Genomic DNA, 21,065 nt, shown 5'->3' with positions numbered 1-21,065 from the left:
GTCCGTACCTGTTTAACTCATTCTTAAAAATCTTTCTACTATCTTTTTCGAAATACTATTCATTTATTTTCATTGTGCACTCATCTATTTTTTATCATCGCTTTACCATTTAACTATGCACGCATAATATACTGAATTTTTTTAAAAAAATATGTATTTTTTTCACATATATAGTGTATGATACATAGTATAAGACATATACTGTACGACATATAGTAAAGGAGGCAGCATAAGAATGAATCAATTATTGAGTTCACTGACCACCGAACTACGAAGAGGCACTTTGACTCTAGCGGTATTAAGCCAATTGCAGACTCCTCAATACGGCTATTCTCTCGTCCAATTATTGGAAGGCGCAGGGATTCCCATCGATCAAAGTACGCTATACCCCTTGCTGCGCCGATTAGAGAAACAAGAATTAGTAACAAGCTCTTGGGAAACGTCTGAAAGCAGACCCCGAAAGTATTATGTTTTAAGCGAATACGGATTGGACATCTTTTTGCAATTAAAAAAAGAGTGGATGAAGAATTCAGAGGAACTTTATAACTTATTAAGAGGGGAGAAAACAGATGAATTGGATTGACAGCTATATACACGAGGTAACTCGAAGGCTGCCTGAAAAAATGAGGGATGATATCTCTCTTGAATTACAATCAACAATCGAAGATATGCTTCCTGACCACTATAATGAGGACGATATTAAGAATTGTCTTGAAAAGCTAGGAAATCCAGCCCTTTTGGCCAGCAGATATCTTGATCGACCGATGCATCTCATTGGCCCGCGCTATTTCGATCTCTACGTCACATTATTAAAAACAATTTTGCCTATCGCAGCCATCATTTCATTCATTGCGTTGACAGCAGATCATCTGACTGAATATATCGGGGACAAATCAGCAATGGATGTTGCACTCTCGATAATCGGGGAAGGCATTTATAAAATGATTGAAGTAGGGATGACTGTCTTCTTTTGGTTAACGATAGCCTTTGCCATAATGGAACGGGTGGATACTAATAAAGATGGCCAACCTTATACAACAAGATTTTCAAAATGGCAGCCTGATGATTTAAAAAGCATTACGCACATTCCAAAGAAAAAAGCCATTCCCCGTATCGAAGTGTATGGAAGTTTGTTTTGGACGGCGATTTGGGGCACTATCTATTTTTATGCCGATCATCTTATAGGCATTTACGAAGGCGGGAGAGATAAACTGGAATTTGTCGCCCCGGCTTTTAACCAGGAAGTACTGCTCCATTACTGGCCAATGGTCCTTATTATGATTGTTGCGGAAATCACGTTGGCTCTTTATAAGCTAGCTGTTAAACAATGGACAAATAAGTTGGCCCTTTTTAATACAGGTGTCCAAATAATCGCAACTATTTTCTTTATGGTGATGATCATGGATCCAGCTATTTTCAATACAGATTTCTTGTCCTACTTGGCCGATTTATTTTCTATCACTGCCTCGGAGTTGAAGCAGTGGATCATCAATATAGTGGCCATCATATTCATTGTATCAGCTGTACTCAATACAATTGACGGTTTTCGAAAAGCAAGGGTCCAGAATGCCCTTCCCAACCGGACTACAAATGTAAAAAAGCCAGTTTAAACGGCGTTGATCAATAAGGGATTGCGTTGGTTGACTCGCAATCCCTTTCTACTTTATTTTAATATTCTTAGTGCTCCAAGATACTATTCTTCCTTTTGGTTTTCCACTTTCCGTCCAGACTTAAAACTGGCTCCGTCTTTTCCTAGCAATTGCCGGCACGACCAAAAACCGAAAAATGATCGCAGAGACCACTAATCCGCAGACAATGCCGACTGCACTATAAGCAACATCCAAAAAGACAAAGACCGATTCTTTATATTCCTTCAGCAATAAATCCCTGAATCCATTGTAAAAGGTAATTCCAGGAACAACCGGAACAAGCCCAGGTACGAAGTAGACAGTCATCGGCTTTTTAAAAAGGGTAGCGGCCACTTGGCTGGAAAAAGCAAGCAGCAATGCACACACAAAGCTGGAAACAAATATCCCAACACCATTACTAGACAATCCCCAAAAACCCATCCAGCCGATCATCCCAATTATGCCGCCGGGTATTATCGACTTCTTCGGCACATTGCATAGTACAGCAAATGTAATGGTTGAGATAAAACTAAAAATCATATGCAATAATACAGTACCTATCATAGTGTTATTTCCGCCTTATATAATAAAAATATAATACACAGTTGCAATGCCCGCACCCAATGCACCCGCAATGCAAATTCCTTCGATAGCCCTTATCAAACCTGATAAATAGTGCATCGCCATAATATCCCTGATCGCATTCGTGATGGTTATGCCGGGAACAAGCGGGACGACTGCACCCACCATAATTAAATCGATTTGGTCGCCTACCACTAAAGAAACGAGATAACCGGAAATGCCACCTAAAAAAGCGCCTGCATATTCCGACAGAAAAGGCACCCTTACATATTTCCATGCCAATAAATATATAGTGTACGCGACCAAACCTGCTATCATTGCAGCAGGCAAATTAATGAAATGCCCGCCGAATATCATCATGACACTTCCACTCAAGCCCATTGTACAGACCATCTTCAAAATTAATGGAATAGACATTTTTTCCTTTTCAATCATTTTCAATTCAGCAAACATATCTATCAATGTAATCGTATTTTCCGCAAAGGAACGGGACAGTTGATTCACCTTTGTGATTTTATCCATATCGAATGAGCGGGTATCTATACGGACAAAATTAGTGCCGCCATGCTCCAAACGGGCAAAGAGGCCATTGACGGTCACATATGTATAGGGCCGGTCGCCTTTTTTATCCCCAAGGGCATTCCGGATGATCCGTTCCATCGTATCCTCCACACGGCTTGTTTCCGCCCCATTCTCCAGCATGATTTTTCCTGCCAATAAACTGGCCTCTATTATCAATTCGTTCTTATCTTTCTCTAGTTCCAAAGCCACACCTACTTCCATAGCAAATCACATTTATAAGGAATAAATCAACATCTTTCTATCGATTAATAGAATGCTTCAATCAAACAAATATGAGTATATCACCTTTGAAAGAGCACTCCTATAGCATATAAAAAAATACTGTACTCCAAATGTATGAACCCACAGGAATAAATACCGAACAAGAAGTATTTAGCCATCTAACCCAAAATAAAAGGAATGGCAATCACCACTTCCTGTGAATGTCATTCCTGCATCAACTCATTGAATTCCGCTTCTGTCACTGTAAACGTACCATGCTTGAATGCTGCTGATACTTTTACATTGCCGAACCGTTCACCGATCACCAGATAATCTGTCCCTGCTGTTACGGCGCCTTTTAAGATGCCTCCCTTTTGGTAGATCTCGGCGGCCACCATTCTCCGGGGTTTGGACAGGGTTCCAGTGATAACAATTTGTTTGCCATATATTTTATTGATTTGCCCATTGCCATCCAATATTATCCACAATCCTTTTCACGCTTTGCCAGCCTATTGTGACTCTATTATATAGAATGGAGCGGTTTCTTTCTACAGCATAGCAAAAAAGCGAAGATTCGCTCTTCGCCCCTGCTCTCTTTCGCATTTTCCATTTGATTTTAAAAAAAGCCAAGCCAAATTTTAATGGCGGTCGCCATAATCAAAACAGCCAATATAGCCTGAAGCACTTTTGTATTCATTTTTTGCCCTGCCTTTGCCCCGAATTGAGAAGCAATAAGACTGACAATGATAAGTACAATAGCCGGTCCATAAAGCACCTGCCCTGTCATCACCTTACCCACGGATGTACCGACAGAGGAGATAAAAGCGATGGCCAATGACGTTGCGATGGTCATCCTTGTTGGGATTTTTAATACAACAAGCATGATAGGCACTAGAATAAATGATCCAGCTGCTCCCACAATACCGCCTGCTATGCCGACAATGAATGCCAGGAAAGCTGCCAGCCACTTATTAAATGTTACTTGGTCTGCGGGCAGGTCATCCAACCCTTTTTTCGGGATAAACATCATGACGGTTGCAATGGTTGCTAAAATCGCATAAACAAAATTGATGGCAGACTCGGGCATCTGCTGCGAGCCAAAACCTCCCACAAAACTGCCGAGTAAAACCGCAATGCCCATATACAGAATCAAGGTCTTATTTAAATATTCACTTTTGCGGTATGCCCATACACCAGCAAGCGTACTGAATACTACCTGTAAGGCACTGATGCCGGATACCTCATGCGCCGTAAAGGACGGAAAGCCGAGCATAGGCACAACGTACAATAATAACGGATACATAATGATTGCCCCGCCAACGCCGACCATGCCTGAGATAAACGATCCTATAAAACCGATCACAAAAAGGGCTGCTATAAATCCAATACTCATGATGCAGTTCCTCCTTTAAGGGAGAAAAACATCTTCACGATGTTTTTCTCCCGGGACTTTCTACTTATTTACCTTTTTTCATCCAGAAGAACAACACGCCATCTTCTTCATTCGTTTCCAATAATTCATGGCCTGAAGACTTTGCCCAAGCTGCCAGGTCATTTTTGGCTCCTTTATCAGTAGCCTGTATTTCTAAAACATTTCCTATTTCCATTGAATCCATCGCTTTCTTTGCCCGTACAATCGGCATTGGGCAAGAAAGGCCCTTAGCGTCCAATATTTGGTCTGCTTTCATCATAAGTATATCATCCTCTTCTTTCTTTCATTACTTCTAACGCTCGCTCCACTTGTATTTCCACTGCGTTCTGTTAACGTACTGCACAACGGTTAGGTCCAATTTCCATTTCTCTTTGTTCTTCCTCATCAGGCTCTACCTTACCCATATTCGTCTGGCGAATTTGCTGGTAGGCATTCGGCTGTGGAGGAAGATTTTCAGTAACCATGCTTCGGAATTCCTTCTCATCCTTAATATTCAAGCCATGGTTTTCAGCAAATAATTGGCCTAATTTCTTGCCCACGGAGCCGTCTTCATTCAATTCATCGATAATCATAAAATGGGCTGGCAATACGTAAAGTTCATCTGATAATTGTTTATATCTGCTGTATAATGTTTCGCGCAAATCCCCTACCCAATCATCCGCTAAACCAGCCAAGTCCGGGCGGCCAATTGAATCGATGAACAGTATATCGCCCGACAATAAATATTGATCATCCACAATAAATGAAGTGGAGCCGATTGTATGGCCTGGGGAATACAATGCCTGAATATGGATATTCGTATTTCCGACCGTTACATCATTGCCATCTTCCAGCTTGTTATAGTCAAACTGCACTTCCGTTGCATCTTTTGGAGGCAGCCAGTAAGCCGCTCCCGTGGCTTGTGCCAACTTTCTTCCTCCTGATATATGGTCTGCATGAAGGTGTGTGTCAAATATATGTTTAATGGCTGCACCCTTCTCCTCCGCAAACTCCATAAATACATCTATCATGCGTGTCGCATCAATAACAGCTGCTTCACCGCCTGAAATGGCCATATAAGATAGGCACCCTTTACCGATGCGGACAAATTGGTACATTTCTCCGCCATCTTTTAAATCTCCTACCTTTACAGGTTCCAAATGCTCACTCCATGCTTTCATGCCGCCCTTTAAGTAAGAAACATCCACCCCTGCTTCTGACAGCATATCCGCCACCATTACAGAAGAACCCTCTTTGGCGCAGACAACCAATATATCTTCATCCTTAGGAAGTTGGCCAAGAATATCATCGACTCCATCAAGCAAATCAAAATATGGGATGTTCAAATAATCGAAATGTGTACCTTCAATTTTCCAATCAGCAAACGCATCCGTATTTCGGACATCCAAAATGAACAGATGTTCTTGATTAAATACTTTCTTCGTTACCTCACTTGCTGTCATTTGCTTTACAGTCATCAAATTACCCCCTGGAGTATATTTTCGTTCAAAAAAACCCGCCAAAGACGGGCATAACATCATTAAAACGTCAATGTTACATCTGCGTCTTTGGCAAAGTCAAGGAAAGTGACCGCTCCTCCAACTTCAATCCCATCAACGAAATCTTCCGTTGTCAGTCCCATAACATCCATCGTCATTTGGCAACCGATAAATTTCACGCCCATTTCCTGAGCCATTTCGACCATTTCAGGAATGGCAGGGACATTTGCCTTTTTAAATCCTTCAGCAAAATGTTCTTTTCCTTCAGGCATAGGCAATTGCTTATGGGCTTCCTTATGGATTAGATTCAACCCTTCGAATGTAAAGAAAATCGCTACTTCCTGGTCTGTGGCAGCTGCTGCTGTCGCAATATTGAAAACTTTATACGCATCAAATAATCCACCGTTACTTGCAATGATTGCTACTTTTTTATTCATTTTTTATTCTCCCATCTTCATTTTATTTATTTTTGTTCTTTATTTGTCCATTCGCTCATTCCAGGCACTACATTGACTACATGCTCGAAGCCATGTTCCGCCAATTTTTGCGATGCCATGTCACTTCTATTGCCTGTCCGGCAAATCACATAATAATTCTCGTTTTTGTCAAGCTGCTCCATTTTCTCTTCCAGTTCTCCCAAAGGAATGGATTGGGCGCCAGGAATATGGTCAAACGCATATTCAGCCTCTTCACGTACATCAAGTATGGTCATTTCTTCATTATTGTCTAATTTAGATTGTAATTCCACATTGTTAATGACATGAGGATATTTCTTTTCTTTTGCTTCCTCGCCTGAAGATTTTCGAAGATAATGCTTCAGCACATCCCCTTCTTCGACCGTCCCGATATATTGATGCCCTGTACCCTCCGCCCAGGCTTTCAAATCAGCTTTTGATCCTTTGTCGGTCGCTTCAACTTCAAGTACTTGGCCGCCTTCTAGATCTGTCATCGCCTTTTTGGTCCGGACGATCGGCATCGGGCATGCCAACCCTTTTGCATCTAATGTCTTATCGACTTTAATTGCCATTCTAAGAACCTCCTATTAATGCTGTTCCCATTCGTTTAGCCTGAATACTTATCTGCTAAACCAACTTTCGGTCATTTACCTGATATAATAAACGAAGTATTCAAACAGGATAGTTTAAAAATACCACATAGGGTATACTTAATCCACTAATATGCTTTTAAAAAAAAGATAGAAGAGTCTTCGCTCTTCTATCTGCTTTTCACCAATAAATTGACTGCTTCTTTTACCAATGCTTCTGTATCGTTCCCTTTTGCTTCAGCATTTTGAACGCACTCCACTAAGTTAGAGCTTACAACCACTCCGATCGTACGGTCAATGGCAGATCGGGTAGCCGACAATTGTGTAATGACCTCTTTACAGTCCTTGTTTTCTTCCATCATCCGCAATATGCCGCGCAACTGGCCTTCGATACGCTTTACTCTATTTTTGACTGAATTATCATAATCCATAGTTCTTAGCCTCCTGCTGAGATTAATTGATCTTTGCCGCAAGGGCAATTTTCAATTGAATATGATACTACCTTGAATCCCTCTTTCCGCAGCAACCGAACACCCATGTTCTTTTCTATTTTATCTGTTGCCACAACATGTACCTTTTTCTCAGGGATATCCTGATAATGTCTTTTAATATAGGCAACAGGAATATTGATTGTTCCTTTCAGCGGCTTCTTAAAAGACTCATTATAGTCCCTTAAATCCACCACCACTGGGGAAGACTCTTGCATCGTTGCATTTATGCTCTTGCAACGCACCCCCGTAACCGGCACATATCGTGAATATGCCACGAACAGGATCGCAATCCCCAATAAAATAAGAATATATGTCATTATATCAGCCCCTTGCACTTTAAGGAATCACCTTATGTTTATATCATACCCTAAAGGGTATATAAATACACTTTTTCTGCTTAAAATCCTCTATCTTCCCAGCTTAACAGCGATCATGAAAAACCAACCATTCTTTCCTATGGCCATTTAGATAAATCATGAATGATTTTAACGGATAGCTGCCAAATTCGCAAGATTCACACCTTATAGAATATAACTGATTTGGTATATTTGCTTGGGAAAAAGAAAAACAAACTCAAATATAGAGAGTTTGTTTTTTAAGCACGTTTCAATTCAAGCTTGCGCGCCACCAGCGATAAGGCGTAGTTGACAACGAAATACATAAGCATTGCCGTCAAAAAGATCGGAATGACGTATTGGCTGTTGCGGGCGTTTATGATCTGGGCATTATGCGTCAGCTCAGGCAATGCGATCACGACTGCAAGGCTTGTATCCTTCAATAAGGAAATGAATTGGCTGACGATTGGAGGCACCATCCTCTTAAGTGCCTGTGGTAAAATAATATGCCATAATGTCTGCACATAGGATAATCCGGATGAGCGGCCGGCTTCTATTTGACCTTTTTCAATGCTGTTCAGCCCGCTCCTTATTACTTCCGAAATCATGGCAGACTCAAAGACCGTCAAGGCGGCGATTGCCGCGAACGTAATGTCGAGGCTATATCCCAGAATCTCAGGCAAACCAAAATACGTAAAGAAGATAATCAATAATAAAGGAAGGTTACGGATAATGTCCACTATCACTGCCATTACCTGCGATACGACCGGAATCTTGGCATAGCGCAAGATGGCCACAACGCCTCCAATAAGGAAACTAAGCACAATCGAAATGAATGCCACCTTCAGCGTAATACCGAATCCTTGCAGCAAAAATGTAAAATGTGCACCTGTTAAAGCTCCTGCAAAATCCATTCAGTTCACACCCCTTCCCTTCCAAAGCGTTTCTCCAGATAAATAACGAAAAAATTTAAAGGAATTGTCAGGACAAGGTAAAATAGCGCAACGAATATATACGTATCAAATGTCTTAAATGTAGAGTTAGCAATTAAATCACCGGCATACATCAAATCCAATCCTGCCACTACCGTTAAAATAGAGGAATTCTTAACCAGATTCAGGAATTGGTTTCCTAAAGCCGGTATAACGATCTTAATTGCCTGAGGAAGGATGATGATCTTCATCGCCTGATTATACGTCAGGCCGGATGAACGAGCCGCTTCCATCTGCCCTTTCGGAACGGCCATGATCCCTGCTCTGATGGCTTCCGCTATAAAAGCAGAAGTATAGATGATCAAGCCGATTGTCCCTGAAGCAAATCCTTGTAATGTAATTCCGATTGTCGGTAGCCCGATATAAATAAAAAATATGATAATCAAAATAGGAATATTGCGGAAAAACTCCACGTATGCTGTCCCAATCCAATTCAATAGCTTTATAGGAGCAATCCTGAAGACAGCAAGCAGGGCTCCCAACAGAAAACTGCAGACAAGCGCAATTATGCTGCACTTCAGCGTATAATAAAATCCTGACAAATAGGCATCCCAGTTGTTGGTCAGCACTGAAAAATCGATCAAATTGTCCACTCCTTTACCAACCATTCTAAATGACTAGTGAAAAAAGCCGTATCAGCCAAAAATCTTTCAGCCAATACGACTGCTTATAATATTTTTAAACGGATGGTCAGCCTTCGCTTGAAAGATCTTTCTTAATCCATTTATCATGGATTTCATCGTAAGTTCCGTCATCCTTCATCTCTTTGAGTGCCTTGTTCAACTTTTCCTGAAGGTCTTTGTTTCCCTTTTTCACAGCAATGCCATACGGCTCATCCGTAAACTGGCCGCCGACTAAGTGATACTTAGGATCCTCATCGGCCATGCCATAAAGGATGGCATCATCAGTAGTCAAAGCATCCCCTTTACCGGCCTTAAGGGCAGTGAACGCTTCCGCATAGTTTTCGAATTCAAGCACTGGTGCGTCTTTTGCTTTCGCGCGGATATTGGTTGTCGATGTGGATCCCTTGACCGCAAGTACCGTTGTGTCTTTATTTAAATCTTTGATGCTTTTAATTTTGCTGCCTTTTTTCACAAGCAGCGATTGTCCTGCTTTAAAATAGACATCCGTAAAATCGACTTCTTTTTTACGTTCATCTGTAATCGTCATCGTCGCGATGATTGCATCGATGGAACCGTTCTGCAGCATCGGAATCCGAGTCTTTGAAGTTACTTCTTTTAAATTCACTTTTACATCATCGCCATACATACGCTTCGCCAATTCATTAGCCATATCGATATCAAAGCCTTCCACTTTTCCAGTCGAAGGGTCTTTCAGGCCGAATAGGCGCGTGTCATTCTTGACGCCGAATGTGATTGTTTTGCCTCCATCTTTATTATCGCTTTCGCCGTTAGCCTTATCGTCTTTGGCTACTCCGCATGCGGACAGCAGCATAATCGCCAGCATGGATATGATGGCAATGGACATGAACTTCTTTGATAATTTCATAAAATCCCCCTCATTCTGTTTAATGGTTTAATATACGGCTGAGAAATAAACGGGCCCTCTCTTCCTTCGGATTCGAATAGAATTCAGCCGGTGTTTCATCCTCTAAAATACTTCCTTGGTCTATAAAGATAATCCGGTCTGCCACTTCTTTTGCGAAGCCCATTTCATGTGTGACAACTACCATTGTCATCCCTTCCTTTGCCAGCGCTTTCATAACATCCAGCACTTCTCCGATCATTTCCGGGTCAAGCGCGGATGTCGGCTCATCAAAAAGCATGATTTCCGGGTTCATAGCCAGCCCCCGGGCAATAGCGACACGTTGCTGCTGGCCGCCGGACAATTGGGAGGGGAACGAATTCGCTTTATCCGGGATACCCACTTTTTCAAGGTAGGCGTGGGCTGTCCGTTCTGCTTCTTCCCTCGATTTTCCGAGCACTTTCATGGGGGCGAGCGTAATATTCTGCAATACTGTCTTATGGGGATATAAATAGAAGTGCTGAAAGACCATCCCGATGTTCTTCCGGAGTTTATTGATATCTGTCTTTTTATCATTGACAGCCAACCCGTTCACGGTCAATGACCCATCGGTGATCGTTTCCAAATGATTGATGCAGCGGAGCAAGGTGCTTTTCCCGGAGCCTGAAGGCCCGATGATGACAACCACTTCGCCCTTCTTTATTGAGAGATTTATATCCTTCAGTACTTGGAAATCCCCGTAGAATTTATTGACTTTATCAAATACAATCATCCTGTTCCCCCTGCCTCTGTTCATATTAATATGGTAGACTTGCTATTTATTACACACCCTTTTGGACCGGGTGTTGTAACTATCTTGAAATTGATCATACGCCTCATACTGAATTTAAATAAATTAAATTTTCGGTCAATTTTAAAAAAGGAGCATGGAGGTATCTTTTAAGATAAACAGTCGTTTAATATATATTGTAGAATATAATTGAAAATTTTACAAATATAAGGAGATTATAACATGGAAAGCGAATTATTAAAAATATTTAATGATGAAAGAGAACAGGTTGGAACTGCCGCCCGTTCAGAAATACATAAAAGAGGCCTGTGGCATGAAACCTTTCATTGCTGGCTAATTGGCAGCCTGAAAGAGGAACCATCTATTTATATGCAAATCCGCAGCGAACAGAAAAAAGATTATAAAGGATTGCTTGATATAACGGCTGCCGGCCACTTATTGGCAAACGAAACCCCTGCCGATGGCCTAAGGGAGGTACATGAGGAGCTGGGGCTGTCTATTGGACTGGATGAGTGCATTTCTCTTGGCGTCCTTGAGAATGTCATCGTCAATCCTGACTTTATCGACAGGGAGTTGAGCCATGTCTACTTATACCCTTTCCATGGCGACAATTCCTCCTTCCGCTTACAGTACGAAGAAGTAGCAGGAATCATCAAAGCTCCCTTCCAGGCATTCAAGGATTTATGGGAATATAACGTTGATTCTATTCAAGCGGAGGGGTTTATCCAACTAGAAGACTGCAGCCAAAGTTCAATTGTACTCACAATCCAGAGGGAGGACTTCGTCCAGCACCAAGCTTCCTACTACGAAGCATTCATTGAACAAACAGCAGCGTATTTACAACAGAATACATAAAAGGAAAAAATCCCGCCTATCCATCATAGGCGGGATTTCTTTTACATTTCTTCTGCTGTTTGGTTTTTTTGCTTTTTCTGTTTTTTCCGGGATTTTCTATGAATGATCTTTGAAATTGTTTCATAGACAATCGGAACAATCAGCAACGTTAATAGCGTGGACGAAATCAATCCGCCAATAACGGTTACCCCTAGACTTTGTGAGATAATGCCGCTTCCTTCCAACCCAAAGGCCAGTGGCAGCAAAGCACCGATTGTCGCAATAGCAGTCATCAGAATTGGACGTAAACGGGTTACCCCTGCATCCAATATTGCTTCACGTGTGTCCATTCCTTCATTCTCCTTATGGATGACACGGTCAACCAGCACAATCGCATTCGTGACGACAATACCGATCAGCATCAATGCACCCATTAAAGCCGATACAGAGATGGTTTCCCCTACGATGAGCAATGCAACCAATGCACCGATTACCGTAAACGGCAATGAGAATAAGATAGCGAATGGAGCCAATCCTCCGCCGAACGTAATCACAAGGACAAGATACACAATCGCAATGGCTGCAAGCATAGCCAAACCAAGCTGTGTAAAGGATTCCTTCACATCTGCTGTTACACCGGCCATATCAATTTTTGCGCCGGATGGTTTTTTGATTTGGTCAATATCTTTTTGTAATGCGGAGGAAACAGATGAAACATCGCTTCCTTTCAATTCACCGGTTACGGATGCATAGATTTTTCCGTTATACCGTGAAACCGTATCAGAAGTCTGGCCGGTTTCTACTTTGGCGACATCCTTCACTTTAACTGGAACGCCAAGCGGTGATGACAATGTTTTATTTTCAAGATCTTCTATCGAATTATAAGTGGATTTCTCTGTTTGTACGTATACATTAATTTCTTTTCCATCTTTTTTAATGGTAGTCAGAACAGGCTGTTGCTTGCTTGGCGCAAGAGCCATAGAGATCTGGCCAGCTGTCAGACCCAGTTTGCTCAATTTTTCCTGGTCAGCCACAAATGTATATTCATCATATGTGTTGGCAAGGCTTGAATCCACTTTCTTCAAATCATCATTTTTCTTCATGACGTTCTCTACTTTTTTCACAGTCTTTTCGAGGTCATCCATATTCTTGGCGAATACTTGCAGTTCGATTTTATTACTGCTTCCTGTAGCGGAGAAATCCTGTGATTTCCATTCCCCTTTATCCGTCATTGATTGGACATCTTTAATGACTTGTTCTTTTTCTTTATCAAAATTCGGTGTGTCTTTATCATAATTGACAAAGAACATGGCACTGTTCGAATCGCCCATACTCATCGGGCTTCCCGCACCTAATGACAGCTGTACCAAATTGACATGTTTGCGGTCCAATAATTTTTTTTCTGCTTGAGTAACGATTTTTTCCGTTTCTTCCATCGTTACACCAGGCTCTGGCTTAAATGTGGCAATCATCATTTTATCATCGCCCATGGAAATGAAGCTTACCCCGATCAGCGGAGTCAATGCAAGGCTTCCCACTAAGAGCAGCACAGCAATAGCGCTCGTGATGATTTTATGGTTCAATGCCCAATTGAGCGTTTTTCTATATGCTCCTGCTAGGCGGCCATGATTGTGTTTCTCCCGTTTCGCCTTGACACCTTTTTTAAACATAATGTGGGCCATCATCGGAACGATCGTAATTGCCACTAGAAGAGAAGCCAATAGAGAGAATACCATCGTCAATGCAAATGGCAGGAATAGCTCTCCAACCATGCCGCTTACCAAGCCCAATGGCAGGAATACAGCAATCGTTACAATGGTCGAAGACATAATCGGAATGAACATTTCTTTCGTGGCGGATTTGATTAATTCTCCGCCTTTTAAAGGCTCATCCTTATTGGACATGCGTCTGTATATATTCTCAATAACAACAATGGAATCATCGACTACGCGTCCGATGGCAACTGTCATAGCCCCAAGGGTCATCATATTCAATGTAATATCCATCTGCTTCAGCAACAGAACCGCAATAAGCAATGATAGCGGTATTGATACAACTGAAATAATTGTTGATTTAAAATCTCTTAGGAACAAGAGGATGATCAGCATCGCAAAAATGGCTCCGAAGACCGCTTTGCTCAACATTGTCTCCACTGAATCCTGAATTGGCGTAGCCTGGTCGAATGAAGTCACAATATCAAGGCCATCATATGATTTTTCATAATCTTTAACCTTATCTTTGACCGCTTCAGCTACATCAACCGTATTTGCATCCACTGCCTTAACGATCGAGATCCCAATTGACTTCTTGCCGTTCGTACGTGAAATCGATTCAGCTTTGCCAATTTCCTGGATATCGGCAATATCGCTCAGTTTGACAGTCGGGATGCCAGACTGTCCAGGCATCGTTTGCCCGGTTGCCTGAGTATTCCCTTGCTGTGCAGATGCATCGCCCATGCTTTGTGGGCTGTCCTGCTGTGCGCCTGCCTGCTGGCCGGCGGCATCGCCTGTTTGCGTAGAGCTGCCGCCCTGAGATGGGACTACAGGTATTTCAAGGTTCTTTAAATCATTCAAAGTGACAATATTACCGTTCACTTGAACAGCCTTTTCCTTATCCTTAAAGGTGTAAAGGCCCATAGGTACGTTTATATTGGAGCCTTTAATGATATTCTGAACGGTTTCTTCTGATAAACCGAGCTTCTTCATCTTATCTTCTTTGAATTTCAATTCAACCTGGTCAATTTGCTGGCCGGAAATCTGGACGGATGATACACCCTCCACTCCCTCAAGGCCAGGCGCAATATCATCTTCCACGTCTTTCGTTAGCTCTGCCAATGATTCCTTATCATTCGTGATACTTAATGATAGAATTGGAAATGCATTGATATTGACTTTATCGATTTTTGATTTTTCTACATCATCCGGAAGTGTAATGCCTTCCAATGCTTCTTTCACTTCGTTCTTGGCATCATCCATGTTCTTGCCGTATTCATATTGAATCTGGATAGATGACGCATTTTGGTAGGAGGTCGCCATAACATCCTTAACGCCGCTTAAATTGCGGGCGATCTGTTCGATCGGCTGCGATACCTTTTCATCAACCTGCGCAGGTGTCGCTCCTGGATAGACAGTTGATACACTCAATACGGGAACACTGATATCGGGAATACTTTCCATTTTCATCTTCAATCCCGAATAAAGGCCGGCGGCAACGACAATAATGGTTATAAGCCACATTGCCAGCTTGTTCTTTAATGTGAAGCCAATAATCTTATTCATTTCAACACCCTTTAATTTCAAAATTGGCTTTTAAGCCAGAATTACTATTAATGTTAAGTGACCAGTCATTCATCGTCAATCAAAAAGAGTCGAATTACACTATCTTTTCTAAATATTTCACACAATACCCATGAATTCCCTAAAAGGGCGATCTTCTGCTGTGTTTTTAGGAAAAGCTTGCTATAATAAAGATATACGACCTATTATTGGGATGATTGGATAATTTGCCAACTTCCTGCCGATAGATTATCCAAACCGGTAACCGTATATAGCTATTCTTATGACTGACCAGTCATTTATATACAATCCAAACTGAACTATTCTATTTTCATTGGAGCTGAAGGAATGAAAAATAAAGAAAAGCTGATTATGGATGTAGCCATGAAATTATTTTCAAAAAAAGGATTTTCCTCTACTTCCATTCAAGAAATCGCAACAGAAGCAGAAATCAGTAAAGGATCATTCTACCTATATTATAAATCGAAAGAAAATCTCTTATATCGCATTTTTCTGCACCATTATGAAACGTTCCACGAAGAAGTCACAAGCTTGGAGAAGTTAGACCTTACCCCTCGCGAACTGTTTGTGGAGCAAATGGTCACCCAATATAAAAGCTTTTTGGATTCAAAAGAGTTCCTTATTATGTTCACAAGAGAAAGCGCTATTCCTTTCAATAAGGAAATTGGGGAATTAATCGGTAAAATCCGCGCTGAAGTTCTATACACCCTTCAAAAAACGCTTTCTGATGTATATGGATCGAAATTGGACAGCAATATTTGGTCCATGACGCTGCTCGTGCAGGGCTTAGCCCAATCCTATCTGGAATTAGTGATGAGGGATATCGTGGAACTTGACCTGTACAACCTGGCGCAATTTATACTGAAAAGATGCGACAGTTTGGCAGAAGGTTTTGATCAGGATCATGAACTTATTTCTATTAAAGAGTCAGACATACAGCATTTATTCCAATGTCCATTTCCAAATTTGGCTGTTCAACTAGAGGATATTCAGCAATTGGTTAGCCAATCCAAAAGCCAACATAAGGAAAACGATAATGCCTTTGTCACACTGGATGTTCTGGAGGAAGAATTACGGCGTCCATTGCCAAGGATTCCGGTTATCCAAGGAATGGTGGCCAATCTTCAAAAAGATAACATGCTGCAGGATTTACAATCCATGCTAAAGCAATTTTTCCATTTATAATTCCAGTTGAAATATAAAATCCCCGATCCATTGCCGAAATGGATCGGGGATTTTATTTATTCAAAAAACTGTTGTAAAGCTTCTCTGTTCTTTTCTTCATCAAATTGAAGGACATCTTGCTTATCTATCCTTACGCCTTCATAGCTATCTGCTAGAGGAATAGTCAGCTTCTCCAGTTGATGGTCACCCATCATATAGGATGTCATCAAGGAAATAACACGGGTTGGTTCAATGGATGTTTCGATATAAGGCTGAATGGTTCCAACCATCCCCGGAAGTTTTGTCGCTCCGGCAAAACTGGACATTTCCTTGGTGATTGCTTCTATTACTTCCTGCTGGCGTTTCACTCTTCCAAAGTCATTTTGGCTGTCTTTACGGAAACGCGAGTAGGCAAGCAATTCTTTGCCGTGCAATCTCTGCAGCCCCGGTTTCAGCGTCATGCCTATTCCTTTTGACATTCTATGCTCAACGTTTATTTCTATTCCATCCGGGAAGGCCTGATCAATTGCTTTGCTGAAGCCCTTGAAATCAATGATGGCATATTCGTTTACATCTATTCCGAAATTTTGCTGGATTGTTTGTCTAAGCAACTCAGCTCCATCTTTTCCTCCGCCCATCATATAAGCCGCATTCAGCTTATATTTTTTCTGTTTTCCCGGGATATCGACATATAGATCGCGCATTAATGAAGCAATTTTAGCACTTTTTGTTTTTGTATCATATTGGGCAACCATCATCGTATCCGAGTTGGATGCTTCTCCTTCTACTCTTGTATCGACCCCGATCAAGAGGATTTTCACTTTTTCATCTTTTTGAGCGGGCTTTCCCTTGAAAACAGTTTTTTTAGCTGGCTTAGGGGCCTCTTTTACTGCCGCGTTATAACTTTTGAAGTAGTCATAAGCGAAATAAGAGGTAGGAAGCACAATCAACATCAAAAAAATAACGATAAGAGATAGGATAATTTTCTTATTTCGTTTGCGTCTTCGTTTATCAATTCTGTTCATTTACATTCTCCTGTCAGAAACGTTTGCCAATAAATGCTAATATAAATGTACCAAAAGTAGGAATATTTAACAATCTACTTTTTATAATGTAATCAATCTATTAAAGAAGGAGCCATGGGCATGGAAATGATTCTAAATGGAACAATAGAAGACGCTGATTTTATCAAAAGAAGGTCATTGAATATAATCTATCCGCCCTGCCGGAAGATAGGAAGCACCCTGTCAGAAAGCTTTGCTATACGATCCAGGATGAAAATGGCATGACAGTTGCCGGAATTACGGGTATTTTGGTATCAATTGCACATCGATTTTTTATGGGTTGAACCATCCAGAAGGCAGCAGGGATACGGAAAGATGTTAGTGAGGAAAATTGAAAAAGAAGCTAGTAAACGTAACTGCCGGTTTATTCAATTGGATTCTTTCAGCTTTCAGGCCCCTGGTTTTTATCAGTGTTTAGGATATTCTGTCGTCGGGATTGTCGAAGACTTTCCAAGAGGATTTAAACAATACTATTTAGTGAAATCATTGGACTAAAAGCCCCAATCGTTTTGCTTACAGTTTCGGGATGATTATTATAAACTAATCTTAGTAGTAAATGGCTTATTCCCGCTTCTTAGCTGTGAAGAACCATTGTCCATCTTATGGAAAGTAGGATCAGCATATGTTTTATATAGAATATCTCATCGTTTTTGCTGCGGGTATCGCACTCTTTTTTTCGACTTGCATTTTTCCGTTGGTGCCAACATATATGTCCCAATTAACAGGCAAACAGATAAAACAAGCAAAACTAGAAACAGAGGCTGCTCCCCTCGCATATCACACAGTCCTGTTCATGGCAGGCTATGTACTTTGTTTATCTTTAATTGGCTCCATTGGCGGTTGGGCAGGAACCTACCTTTCAGACGAAGAACATTTTCTTTTGAAACTCGCAGGTCTTGCACTGATCATTTTCGGGTTTCTTTTGACCGGCCTACTGAATGTAAGGATTTTTATGAGAGGTCGGAAGCATTTGATAGGCCCCGATAAAAAAAGCGGCATGTCCAGTTTCATTTCAGGCATTCTTTATTCGATCAGTTGGACTCCCGGAATCGGGCTGCTGTCTATTAGCATCCTTTTGCTATCAATCGCATCCTCGTCATGGTTTACGGGCCTTCTTCTTGAATTATGTTTTTCAGCCGGTGTCGCTATTCCCTTTATACTCTTTTCAACTGGCCTTTCTCGTTCTTTGAACAACCTCCGCTTCATGAATCGCCATTTGGGGAAAGTCACATTTGTGACAGGAATGATGCTCGTATTGCTGGGTTTCCTCATTTTTTCCGGCCATATTCTAAATACACATTCATTATTTGCAACTGGCACCTTTTAGTCGGTGAATGAGATCGAGTCAAAGCAAGCTCGATCTCTTTTTATGTAATAAAGGAATTTTGCCAACTATATGCGTTTGCTTTTCCCCGCTATCGCCAGTTTTCAACAGGAACAGTATAAGAATGAAGCCCCGCCGTCCGCAGCTTTTTTTGTGTTCATTTATCCCTATATCAGCTAAAAGCTCTACCATTAGGTCTCAATATTTGTTATATTTTTCTAATGGCATGTATATTTACTATTGTTCGCCAAAAACTAAATTGAATGAAGGCTTTTCCATGATTATGTGGTAAAATTAAATATTGGTTTATGAACTAATGAACTTCCCTTTTATAAAAGGGAAATAAATAAAACGAAAAACAACTAGGTTGGTGGTATTCCGTGTGTGGATTTGTAGGATGTATTCATAATGATAAGAACCCTAATATCGAAAATACATTAAAAGATATGAACGCCATTATTACCCACAGAGGCCCTGATGATGACGGTTTTTTCTTTGATGATCATATTAGCTTTGGATTCAGACGATTAAGCATCATTGGATTGGAAAGCGGGCATCAGCCTCTTTCATATGAAAATGAACGATACTGGATTATTTTCAATGGCGAAATTTATAACTACGTTGAACTGAAAGAAGAACTTCAGGCAAAAGGATATGAGTTTGCCACTGAATCAGATACAGAAGTCATTATTGCCCTTTTCAGCGACATGAAAGAAGAAGCAGTGAAAAAATTGCGCGGCATGTTCGCATTTATGATCTGGGATAAACAAGAAAAATCATTATTCGGAGCAAGGGACCCATTCGGCATCAAGCCGTTCTTTTATGCTGAAAACGATGGTGAAACGTATTTTGCTTCCGAAAAGAAAAGTATCATGCTTGCCATGGAAGGCGACGTTGATTATAAATCATTGCAGCACTACTTAAGCTTCCAATTCGTTCCGGAACCGGACACAATGAATGTCGGCATTAAAAAATTGCCTCCTGGCCATTATTTCACTAAAAAGCCCGGCGAAAAAATGGAAATCAACACCTATTGGAAACCGGATTTCCATATTCAAAACACATCTGAATCCAAATTGATTACAGAAATTCAGAATGTCTTGATGGATTCAGTCAACATGCATATGCGCAGTGATGTGCCAGTTGGATCCTTCCTATCAGGCGGAATCGATTCGAGCATTATTGTTTCCCTTGCAAAACAAGTAAACCCGAAATTAAAAACGTTCTCAGTCGGATTTGAGAGAGACGGCTTCAGTGAAATTAACGTAGCCAAGGAGACAGCCGATGCACTTGGTTTAGAAAACATTTCCTATGTCATCTCTCCGGAAGAATATATGAAGGAACTACCTAAGATCATCTGGCATATGGACGATCCATTGGCCGACCCTGCTGCCATTCCATTGTACTTCGTTGCCCGAGAAGCAAGAAAACAAGTAACCGTTGTGCTTTCAGGTGAAGGTGCGGATGAGCTGTTCGGCGGATATAACATTTACCGTGAGCCTGAATCGTTAAGCATGTTCAATAAAATTCCTGGCCCGGTCAAGAATACATTGAAAGCATTCAGCCATATGCTTCCTGATGGAGTCAAAGGAAAAAGCTTCATCGAACGCGGTGTTACTCCACTAGAGGAGCGCTATATCGGCAACGCCAAAATGTTCGAAGAAAAAGAAAAGAAAGCATTGCTTAAGAACTATATGCCTAACTTGGGTTATCAAACAGTGACAGCACCCATCTATAATGAATCAAAAGGGTATGATGCCGTCACAAAAATGCAGCACCTTGATATCCATACTTGGCTTCGTGGCGATATCCTTGTAAAAGCCGATAAAATGACAATGGCCAATTCGCTTGAACTTCGTGTTCCTTTCTTGGACAAAGAAGTTTTCAACGTGGCGTCCAAAATTCATACAAAAGAAAAAATCGCAAACAATACAACCAAATATATATTGCGTAAAGCGGCTGAAGGCATTGTGCCTGATCACGTACTTAACAGAAAGAAACTTGGTTTCCCTGTTCCAATCCGCCACTGGTTGAAAGCTGAAATGCACGATTGGGCTGTCAATATTATCAAAACGAGCCAAACAGATGATATTTTCAACAAACAAGAAGTGCTTCGCCTGCTGGAAGAACATTGTGCGAACAAGCGCGATAACAGCCGAAAGATCTGGACAATCCTTGTCTACATGATCTGGCATCAAATCTATGTAGAAAAAATCTACAATTTTGAATCACAATATATCCAAGAGCCAGTAACGGTAAAATAAATTTTCTTACACATCGCATGCCGGATCGGACATAGTGATACCTTCAGTAAAAGCAGACACACTAAAATAAAAAAGATG

The 21,065-nt window shown here is 41.1% G+C and carries 23 protein-coding genes; 7 read left to right on the top strand and 16 right to left on the bottom strand.

The features are described 5' to 3' along the window. Positions 1-235 precede the first annotated feature (235 nt). Together ABC357_RS00740 and ABC357_RS00735 are read left to right on the top strand one after the other, a co-directional pair. The gene (locus ABC357_RS00740) at positions 236-583 is read left to right on the top strand and encodes a PadR family transcriptional regulator (RefSeq protein WP_412885670.1); all 348 of its coding nucleotides are present in this window, start codon (positions 236-238) and stop codon (positions 581-583) included. Further along, entirely contained in the window at positions 570-1,610 is a 1,041-nt protein-coding gene (locus ABC357_RS00735; RefSeq protein ID WP_412885669.1) for a hypothetical protein, read from the top strand. Before ABC357_RS00740 ends, ABC357_RS00735 begins: the two co-directional genes overlap by 14 nt. 120 nt (positions 1,611-1,730) lie before the next feature. Here ABC357_RS00735 and ABC357_RS00730 read toward each other — a convergent pair whose 3' ends face one another. The 14 genes from ABC357_RS00730 to ABC357_RS00665 all read right to left on the bottom strand — a co-directional run bounded on the left by ABC357_RS00730 (position 1,731) and on the right by ABC357_RS00665 (position 11,023). Then, complete coding sequence (locus tag ABC357_RS00730; protein ID WP_412885668.1) at positions 1,731-2,192, bottom strand: threonine/serine exporter family protein; 462 nt, start codon at positions 2,190-2,192, stop codon at positions 1,731-1,733. Positions 2,193-2,207: 15 nt separating this feature from the next. Further along, positions 2,208-2,993: a threonine/serine exporter family protein gene (locus ABC357_RS00725; protein ID WP_412885667.1), complete on the bottom strand. Its 786-nt coding sequence runs from the start codon at positions 2,991-2,993 to the stop codon at positions 2,208-2,210. A 224-nt stretch (positions 2,994-3,217) separates the two neighbouring features. Further along, on the bottom strand, positions 3,218-3,481 hold the full coding sequence (locus ABC357_RS00720) for a BRCT domain-containing protein (protein WP_412885666.1): 264 nt from the start codon (positions 3,479-3,481) through the stop codon (positions 3,218-3,220). A gap of 128 nt (positions 3,482-3,609) precedes the next feature. Next, positions 3,610-4,386 (bottom strand): sulfite exporter TauE/SafE family protein, encoded by a 777-nt coding sequence (locus tag ABC357_RS00715; RefSeq protein ID WP_412885665.1) that lies wholly within the window; start codon positions 4,384-4,386, stop codon positions 3,610-3,612. Between the two features lie 64 nt (positions 4,387-4,450). After that, a complete protein-coding gene (locus ABC357_RS00710; RefSeq protein ID WP_412888542.1) occupies positions 4,451-4,681 on the bottom strand; it encodes a sulfurtransferase TusA family protein in 231 nt (76 codons plus the stop codon). Between the two features lie 73 nt (positions 4,682-4,754). Further along, the gene (locus ABC357_RS00705) at positions 4,755-5,882 is read right to left on the bottom strand and encodes an MBL fold metallo-hydrolase (RefSeq protein ID WP_412885664.1); all 1,128 of its coding nucleotides are present in this window, start codon (positions 5,880-5,882) and stop codon (positions 4,755-4,757) included. Positions 5,883-5,944: 62 nt separating this feature from the next. Continuing rightward, positions 5,945-6,340: a DsrE/DsrF/DrsH-like family protein gene (locus ABC357_RS00700; protein WP_412885663.1), complete on the bottom strand. Its 396-nt coding sequence runs from the start codon at positions 6,338-6,340 to the stop codon at positions 5,945-5,947. Between the two features lie 26 nt (positions 6,341-6,366). Then, positions 6,367-6,930 (bottom strand): sulfurtransferase TusA family protein, encoded by a 564-nt coding sequence (locus ABC357_RS00695; RefSeq protein ID WP_412885662.1) that lies wholly within the window; start codon positions 6,928-6,930, stop codon positions 6,367-6,369. Between the two features lie 188 nt (positions 6,931-7,118). Beyond that, on the bottom strand, positions 7,119-7,379 hold the full coding sequence (locus ABC357_RS00690; RefSeq protein ID WP_412885661.1) for a metal-sensitive transcriptional regulator: 261 nt from the start codon (positions 7,377-7,379) through the stop codon (positions 7,119-7,121). A gap of 5 nt (positions 7,380-7,384) precedes the next feature. After that, positions 7,385-7,756, bottom strand: coding sequence for a rhodanese-like domain-containing protein (locus ABC357_RS00685; RefSeq protein WP_412885660.1), 372 nt, complete (start codon positions 7,754-7,756; stop codon positions 7,385-7,387). A gap of 278 nt (positions 7,757-8,034) precedes the next feature. Then, positions 8,035-8,688: an amino acid ABC transporter permease gene (locus ABC357_RS00680; protein WP_412885659.1), complete on the bottom strand. Its 654-nt coding sequence runs from the start codon at positions 8,686-8,688 to the stop codon at positions 8,035-8,037. 5 nt (positions 8,689-8,693) lie between these two features. After that, positions 8,694-9,350 (bottom strand): amino acid ABC transporter permease, encoded by a 657-nt coding sequence (locus ABC357_RS00675; RefSeq protein ID WP_412885658.1) that lies wholly within the window; start codon positions 9,348-9,350, stop codon positions 8,694-8,696. 106 nt (positions 9,351-9,456) lie between these two features. Beyond that, positions 9,457-10,275, bottom strand: coding sequence for a transporter substrate-binding domain-containing protein (locus ABC357_RS00670; RefSeq protein WP_412885657.1), 819 nt, complete (start codon positions 10,273-10,275; stop codon positions 9,457-9,459). Positions 10,276-10,294: 19 nt separating this feature from the next. Then, positions 10,295-11,023: an amino acid ABC transporter ATP-binding protein gene (locus ABC357_RS00665; RefSeq protein ID WP_412885656.1), complete on the bottom strand. Its 729-nt coding sequence runs from the start codon at positions 11,021-11,023 to the stop codon at positions 10,295-10,297. Between the two features lie 240 nt (positions 11,024-11,263). Between ABC357_RS00665 and ABC357_RS00660 the strand changes: the two genes are divergently transcribed. Then, positions 11,264-11,896, top strand: coding sequence for an NUDIX hydrolase (locus tag ABC357_RS00660; protein WP_412885655.1), 633 nt, complete (start codon positions 11,264-11,266; stop codon positions 11,894-11,896). Between the two features lie 41 nt (positions 11,897-11,937). Here the strand turns inward: ABC357_RS00660 and ABC357_RS00655 are convergent, their stop codons facing one another. Next, positions 11,938-15,153 carry an efflux RND transporter permease subunit gene (locus ABC357_RS00655; protein ID WP_412885654.1) on the bottom strand — a complete coding sequence of 1,072 codons (3,216 nt, stop codon included), beginning with the start codon at positions 15,151-15,153 and terminating at the stop codon, positions 11,938-11,940. 345 nt (positions 15,154-15,498) lie between these two features. Here ABC357_RS00655 and ABC357_RS00650 point away from each other — a divergent pair, with 345 nt between their 5' ends. Further along, on the top strand, positions 15,499-16,356 hold the full coding sequence (locus ABC357_RS00650) for a TetR/AcrR family transcriptional regulator (RefSeq protein ID WP_412885653.1): 858 nt from the start codon (positions 15,499-15,501) through the stop codon (positions 16,354-16,356). A 56-nt stretch (positions 16,357-16,412) separates the two neighbouring features. Here the strand turns inward: ABC357_RS00650 and ABC357_RS00645 are convergent, their stop codons facing one another. Next, positions 16,413-17,360: an LCP family protein gene (locus ABC357_RS00645; protein ID WP_412885652.1), complete on the bottom strand. Its 948-nt coding sequence runs from the start codon at positions 17,358-17,360 to the stop codon at positions 16,413-16,415. A gap of 354 nt (positions 17,361-17,714) precedes the next feature. Here ABC357_RS00645 and ABC357_RS00640 point away from each other — a divergent pair, with 354 nt between their 5' ends. From ABC357_RS00640 to asnB, 3 genes are all read left to right on the top strand, one after another. Beyond that, the gene (locus ABC357_RS00640; protein ID WP_412885651.1) at positions 17,715-17,894 is read left to right on the top strand and encodes an N-acetyltransferase; all 180 of its coding nucleotides are present in this window, start codon (positions 17,715-17,717) and stop codon (positions 17,892-17,894) included. Between the two features lie 127 nt (positions 17,895-18,021). After that, positions 18,022-18,726 carry a cytochrome c biogenesis CcdA family protein gene (locus ABC357_RS00635; RefSeq protein WP_412885650.1) on the top strand — a complete coding sequence of 235 codons (705 nt, stop codon included), beginning with the start codon at positions 18,022-18,024 and terminating at the stop codon, positions 18,724-18,726. A gap of 377 nt (positions 18,727-19,103) precedes the next feature. Continuing rightward, positions 19,104-20,987, top strand: coding sequence for an asparagine synthase (glutamine-hydrolyzing) (gene asnB / locus ABC357_RS00630; RefSeq protein WP_412885649.1), 1,884 nt, complete (start codon positions 19,104-19,106; stop codon positions 20,985-20,987). The last annotated feature ends 78 nt before the right edge of the window (positions 20,988-21,065 follow it).

This window comes from Bacillus kalamii, from assembly GCF_047238185.1.
Taxonomy (GTDB): domain Bacteria; phylum Bacillota; class Bacilli; order Bacillales; family DSM-1321; genus Bacillus_AD.
The sequence above is the reverse complement of the archived record's forward strand: the minus strand, read 5'-3'. Positions and strand labels throughout refer to the sequence as shown.

Bases quoted from the DNA above. Each gene is read 5' to 3' on its own strand.
- ABC357_RS00685 (WP_412885660.1), bottom strand. From the start codon at position 7,756: ATGACATATATTCTTATTTTATTGGGGATTGCGATCCTGTTCGTGGCA.
- ABC357_RS00660 (WP_412885655.1), top strand. From the start codon at position 11,264: ATGGAAAGCGAATTATTAAAAATATTTAATGATGAAAGAGAACAGGTT.
- ABC357_RS00710 (WP_412888542.1), bottom strand. From the start codon at position 4,681: ATGAAAGCAGACCAAATATTGGACGCTAAGGGCCTTTCTTGCCCAATG.
- ABC357_RS00655 (WP_412885654.1), bottom strand. From the start codon at position 15,153: ATGAATAAGATTATTGGCTTCACATTAAAGAACAAGCTGGCAATGTGG.
- ABC357_RS00715 (WP_412885665.1), bottom strand. From the start codon at position 4,386: ATGAGTATTGGATTTATAGCAGCCCTTTTTGTGATCGGTTTTATAGGA.
- ABC357_RS00635 (WP_412885650.1), top strand. From the start codon at position 18,022: ATGTTTTATATAGAATATCTCATCGTTTTTGCTGCGGGTATCGCACTC.
- ABC357_RS00730 (WP_412885668.1), bottom strand. From the start codon at position 2,192: ATGATAGGTACTGTATTATTGCATATGATTTTTAGTTTTATCTCAACC.
- ABC357_RS00670 (WP_412885657.1), bottom strand. From the start codon at position 10,275: ATGAAATTATCAAAGAAGTTCATGTCCATTGCCATCATATCCATGCTG.
- ABC357_RS00705 (WP_412885664.1), bottom strand. From the start codon at position 5,882: ATGACTGTAAAGCAAATGACAGCAAGTGAGGTAACGAAGAAAGTATTT.
- ABC357_RS00665 (WP_412885656.1), bottom strand. From the start codon at position 11,023: ATGATTGTATTTGATAAAGTCAATAAATTCTACGGGGATTTCCAAGTA.
- ABC357_RS00680 (WP_412885659.1), bottom strand. From the start codon at position 8,688: ATGGATTTTGCAGGAGCTTTAACAGGTGCACATTTTACATTTTTGCTG.
- ABC357_RS00650 (WP_412885653.1), top strand. From the start codon at position 15,499: ATGAAAAATAAAGAAAAGCTGATTATGGATGTAGCCATGAAATTATTT.
- ABC357_RS00695 (WP_412885662.1), bottom strand. From the start codon at position 6,930: ATGGCAATTAAAGTCGATAAGACATTAGATGCAAAAGGGTTGGCATGC.
- ABC357_RS00725 (WP_412885667.1), bottom strand. From the start codon at position 2,993: ATGGAAGTAGGTGTGGCTTTGGAACTAGAGAAAGATAAGAACGAATTG.
- ABC357_RS00690 (WP_412885661.1), bottom strand. From the start codon at position 7,379: ATGGATTATGATAATTCAGTCAAAAATAGAGTAAAGCGTATCGAAGGC.
- ABC357_RS00740 (WP_412885670.1), top strand. From the start codon at position 236: ATGAATCAATTATTGAGTTCACTGACCACCGAACTACGAAGAGGCACT.
- ABC357_RS00640 (WP_412885651.1), top strand. From the start codon at position 17,715: ATGTTAGTGAGGAAAATTGAAAAAGAAGCTAGTAAACGTAACTGCCGG.
- ABC357_RS00735 (WP_412885669.1), top strand. From the start codon at position 570: ATGAATTGGATTGACAGCTATATACACGAGGTAACTCGAAGGCTGCCT.
- ABC357_RS00700 (WP_412885663.1), bottom strand. From the start codon at position 6,340: ATGAATAAAAAAGTAGCAATCATTGCAAGTAACGGTGGATTATTTGAT.
- ABC357_RS00645 (WP_412885652.1), bottom strand. From the start codon at position 17,360: ATGAACAGAATTGATAAACGAAGACGCAAACGAAATAAGAAAATTATC.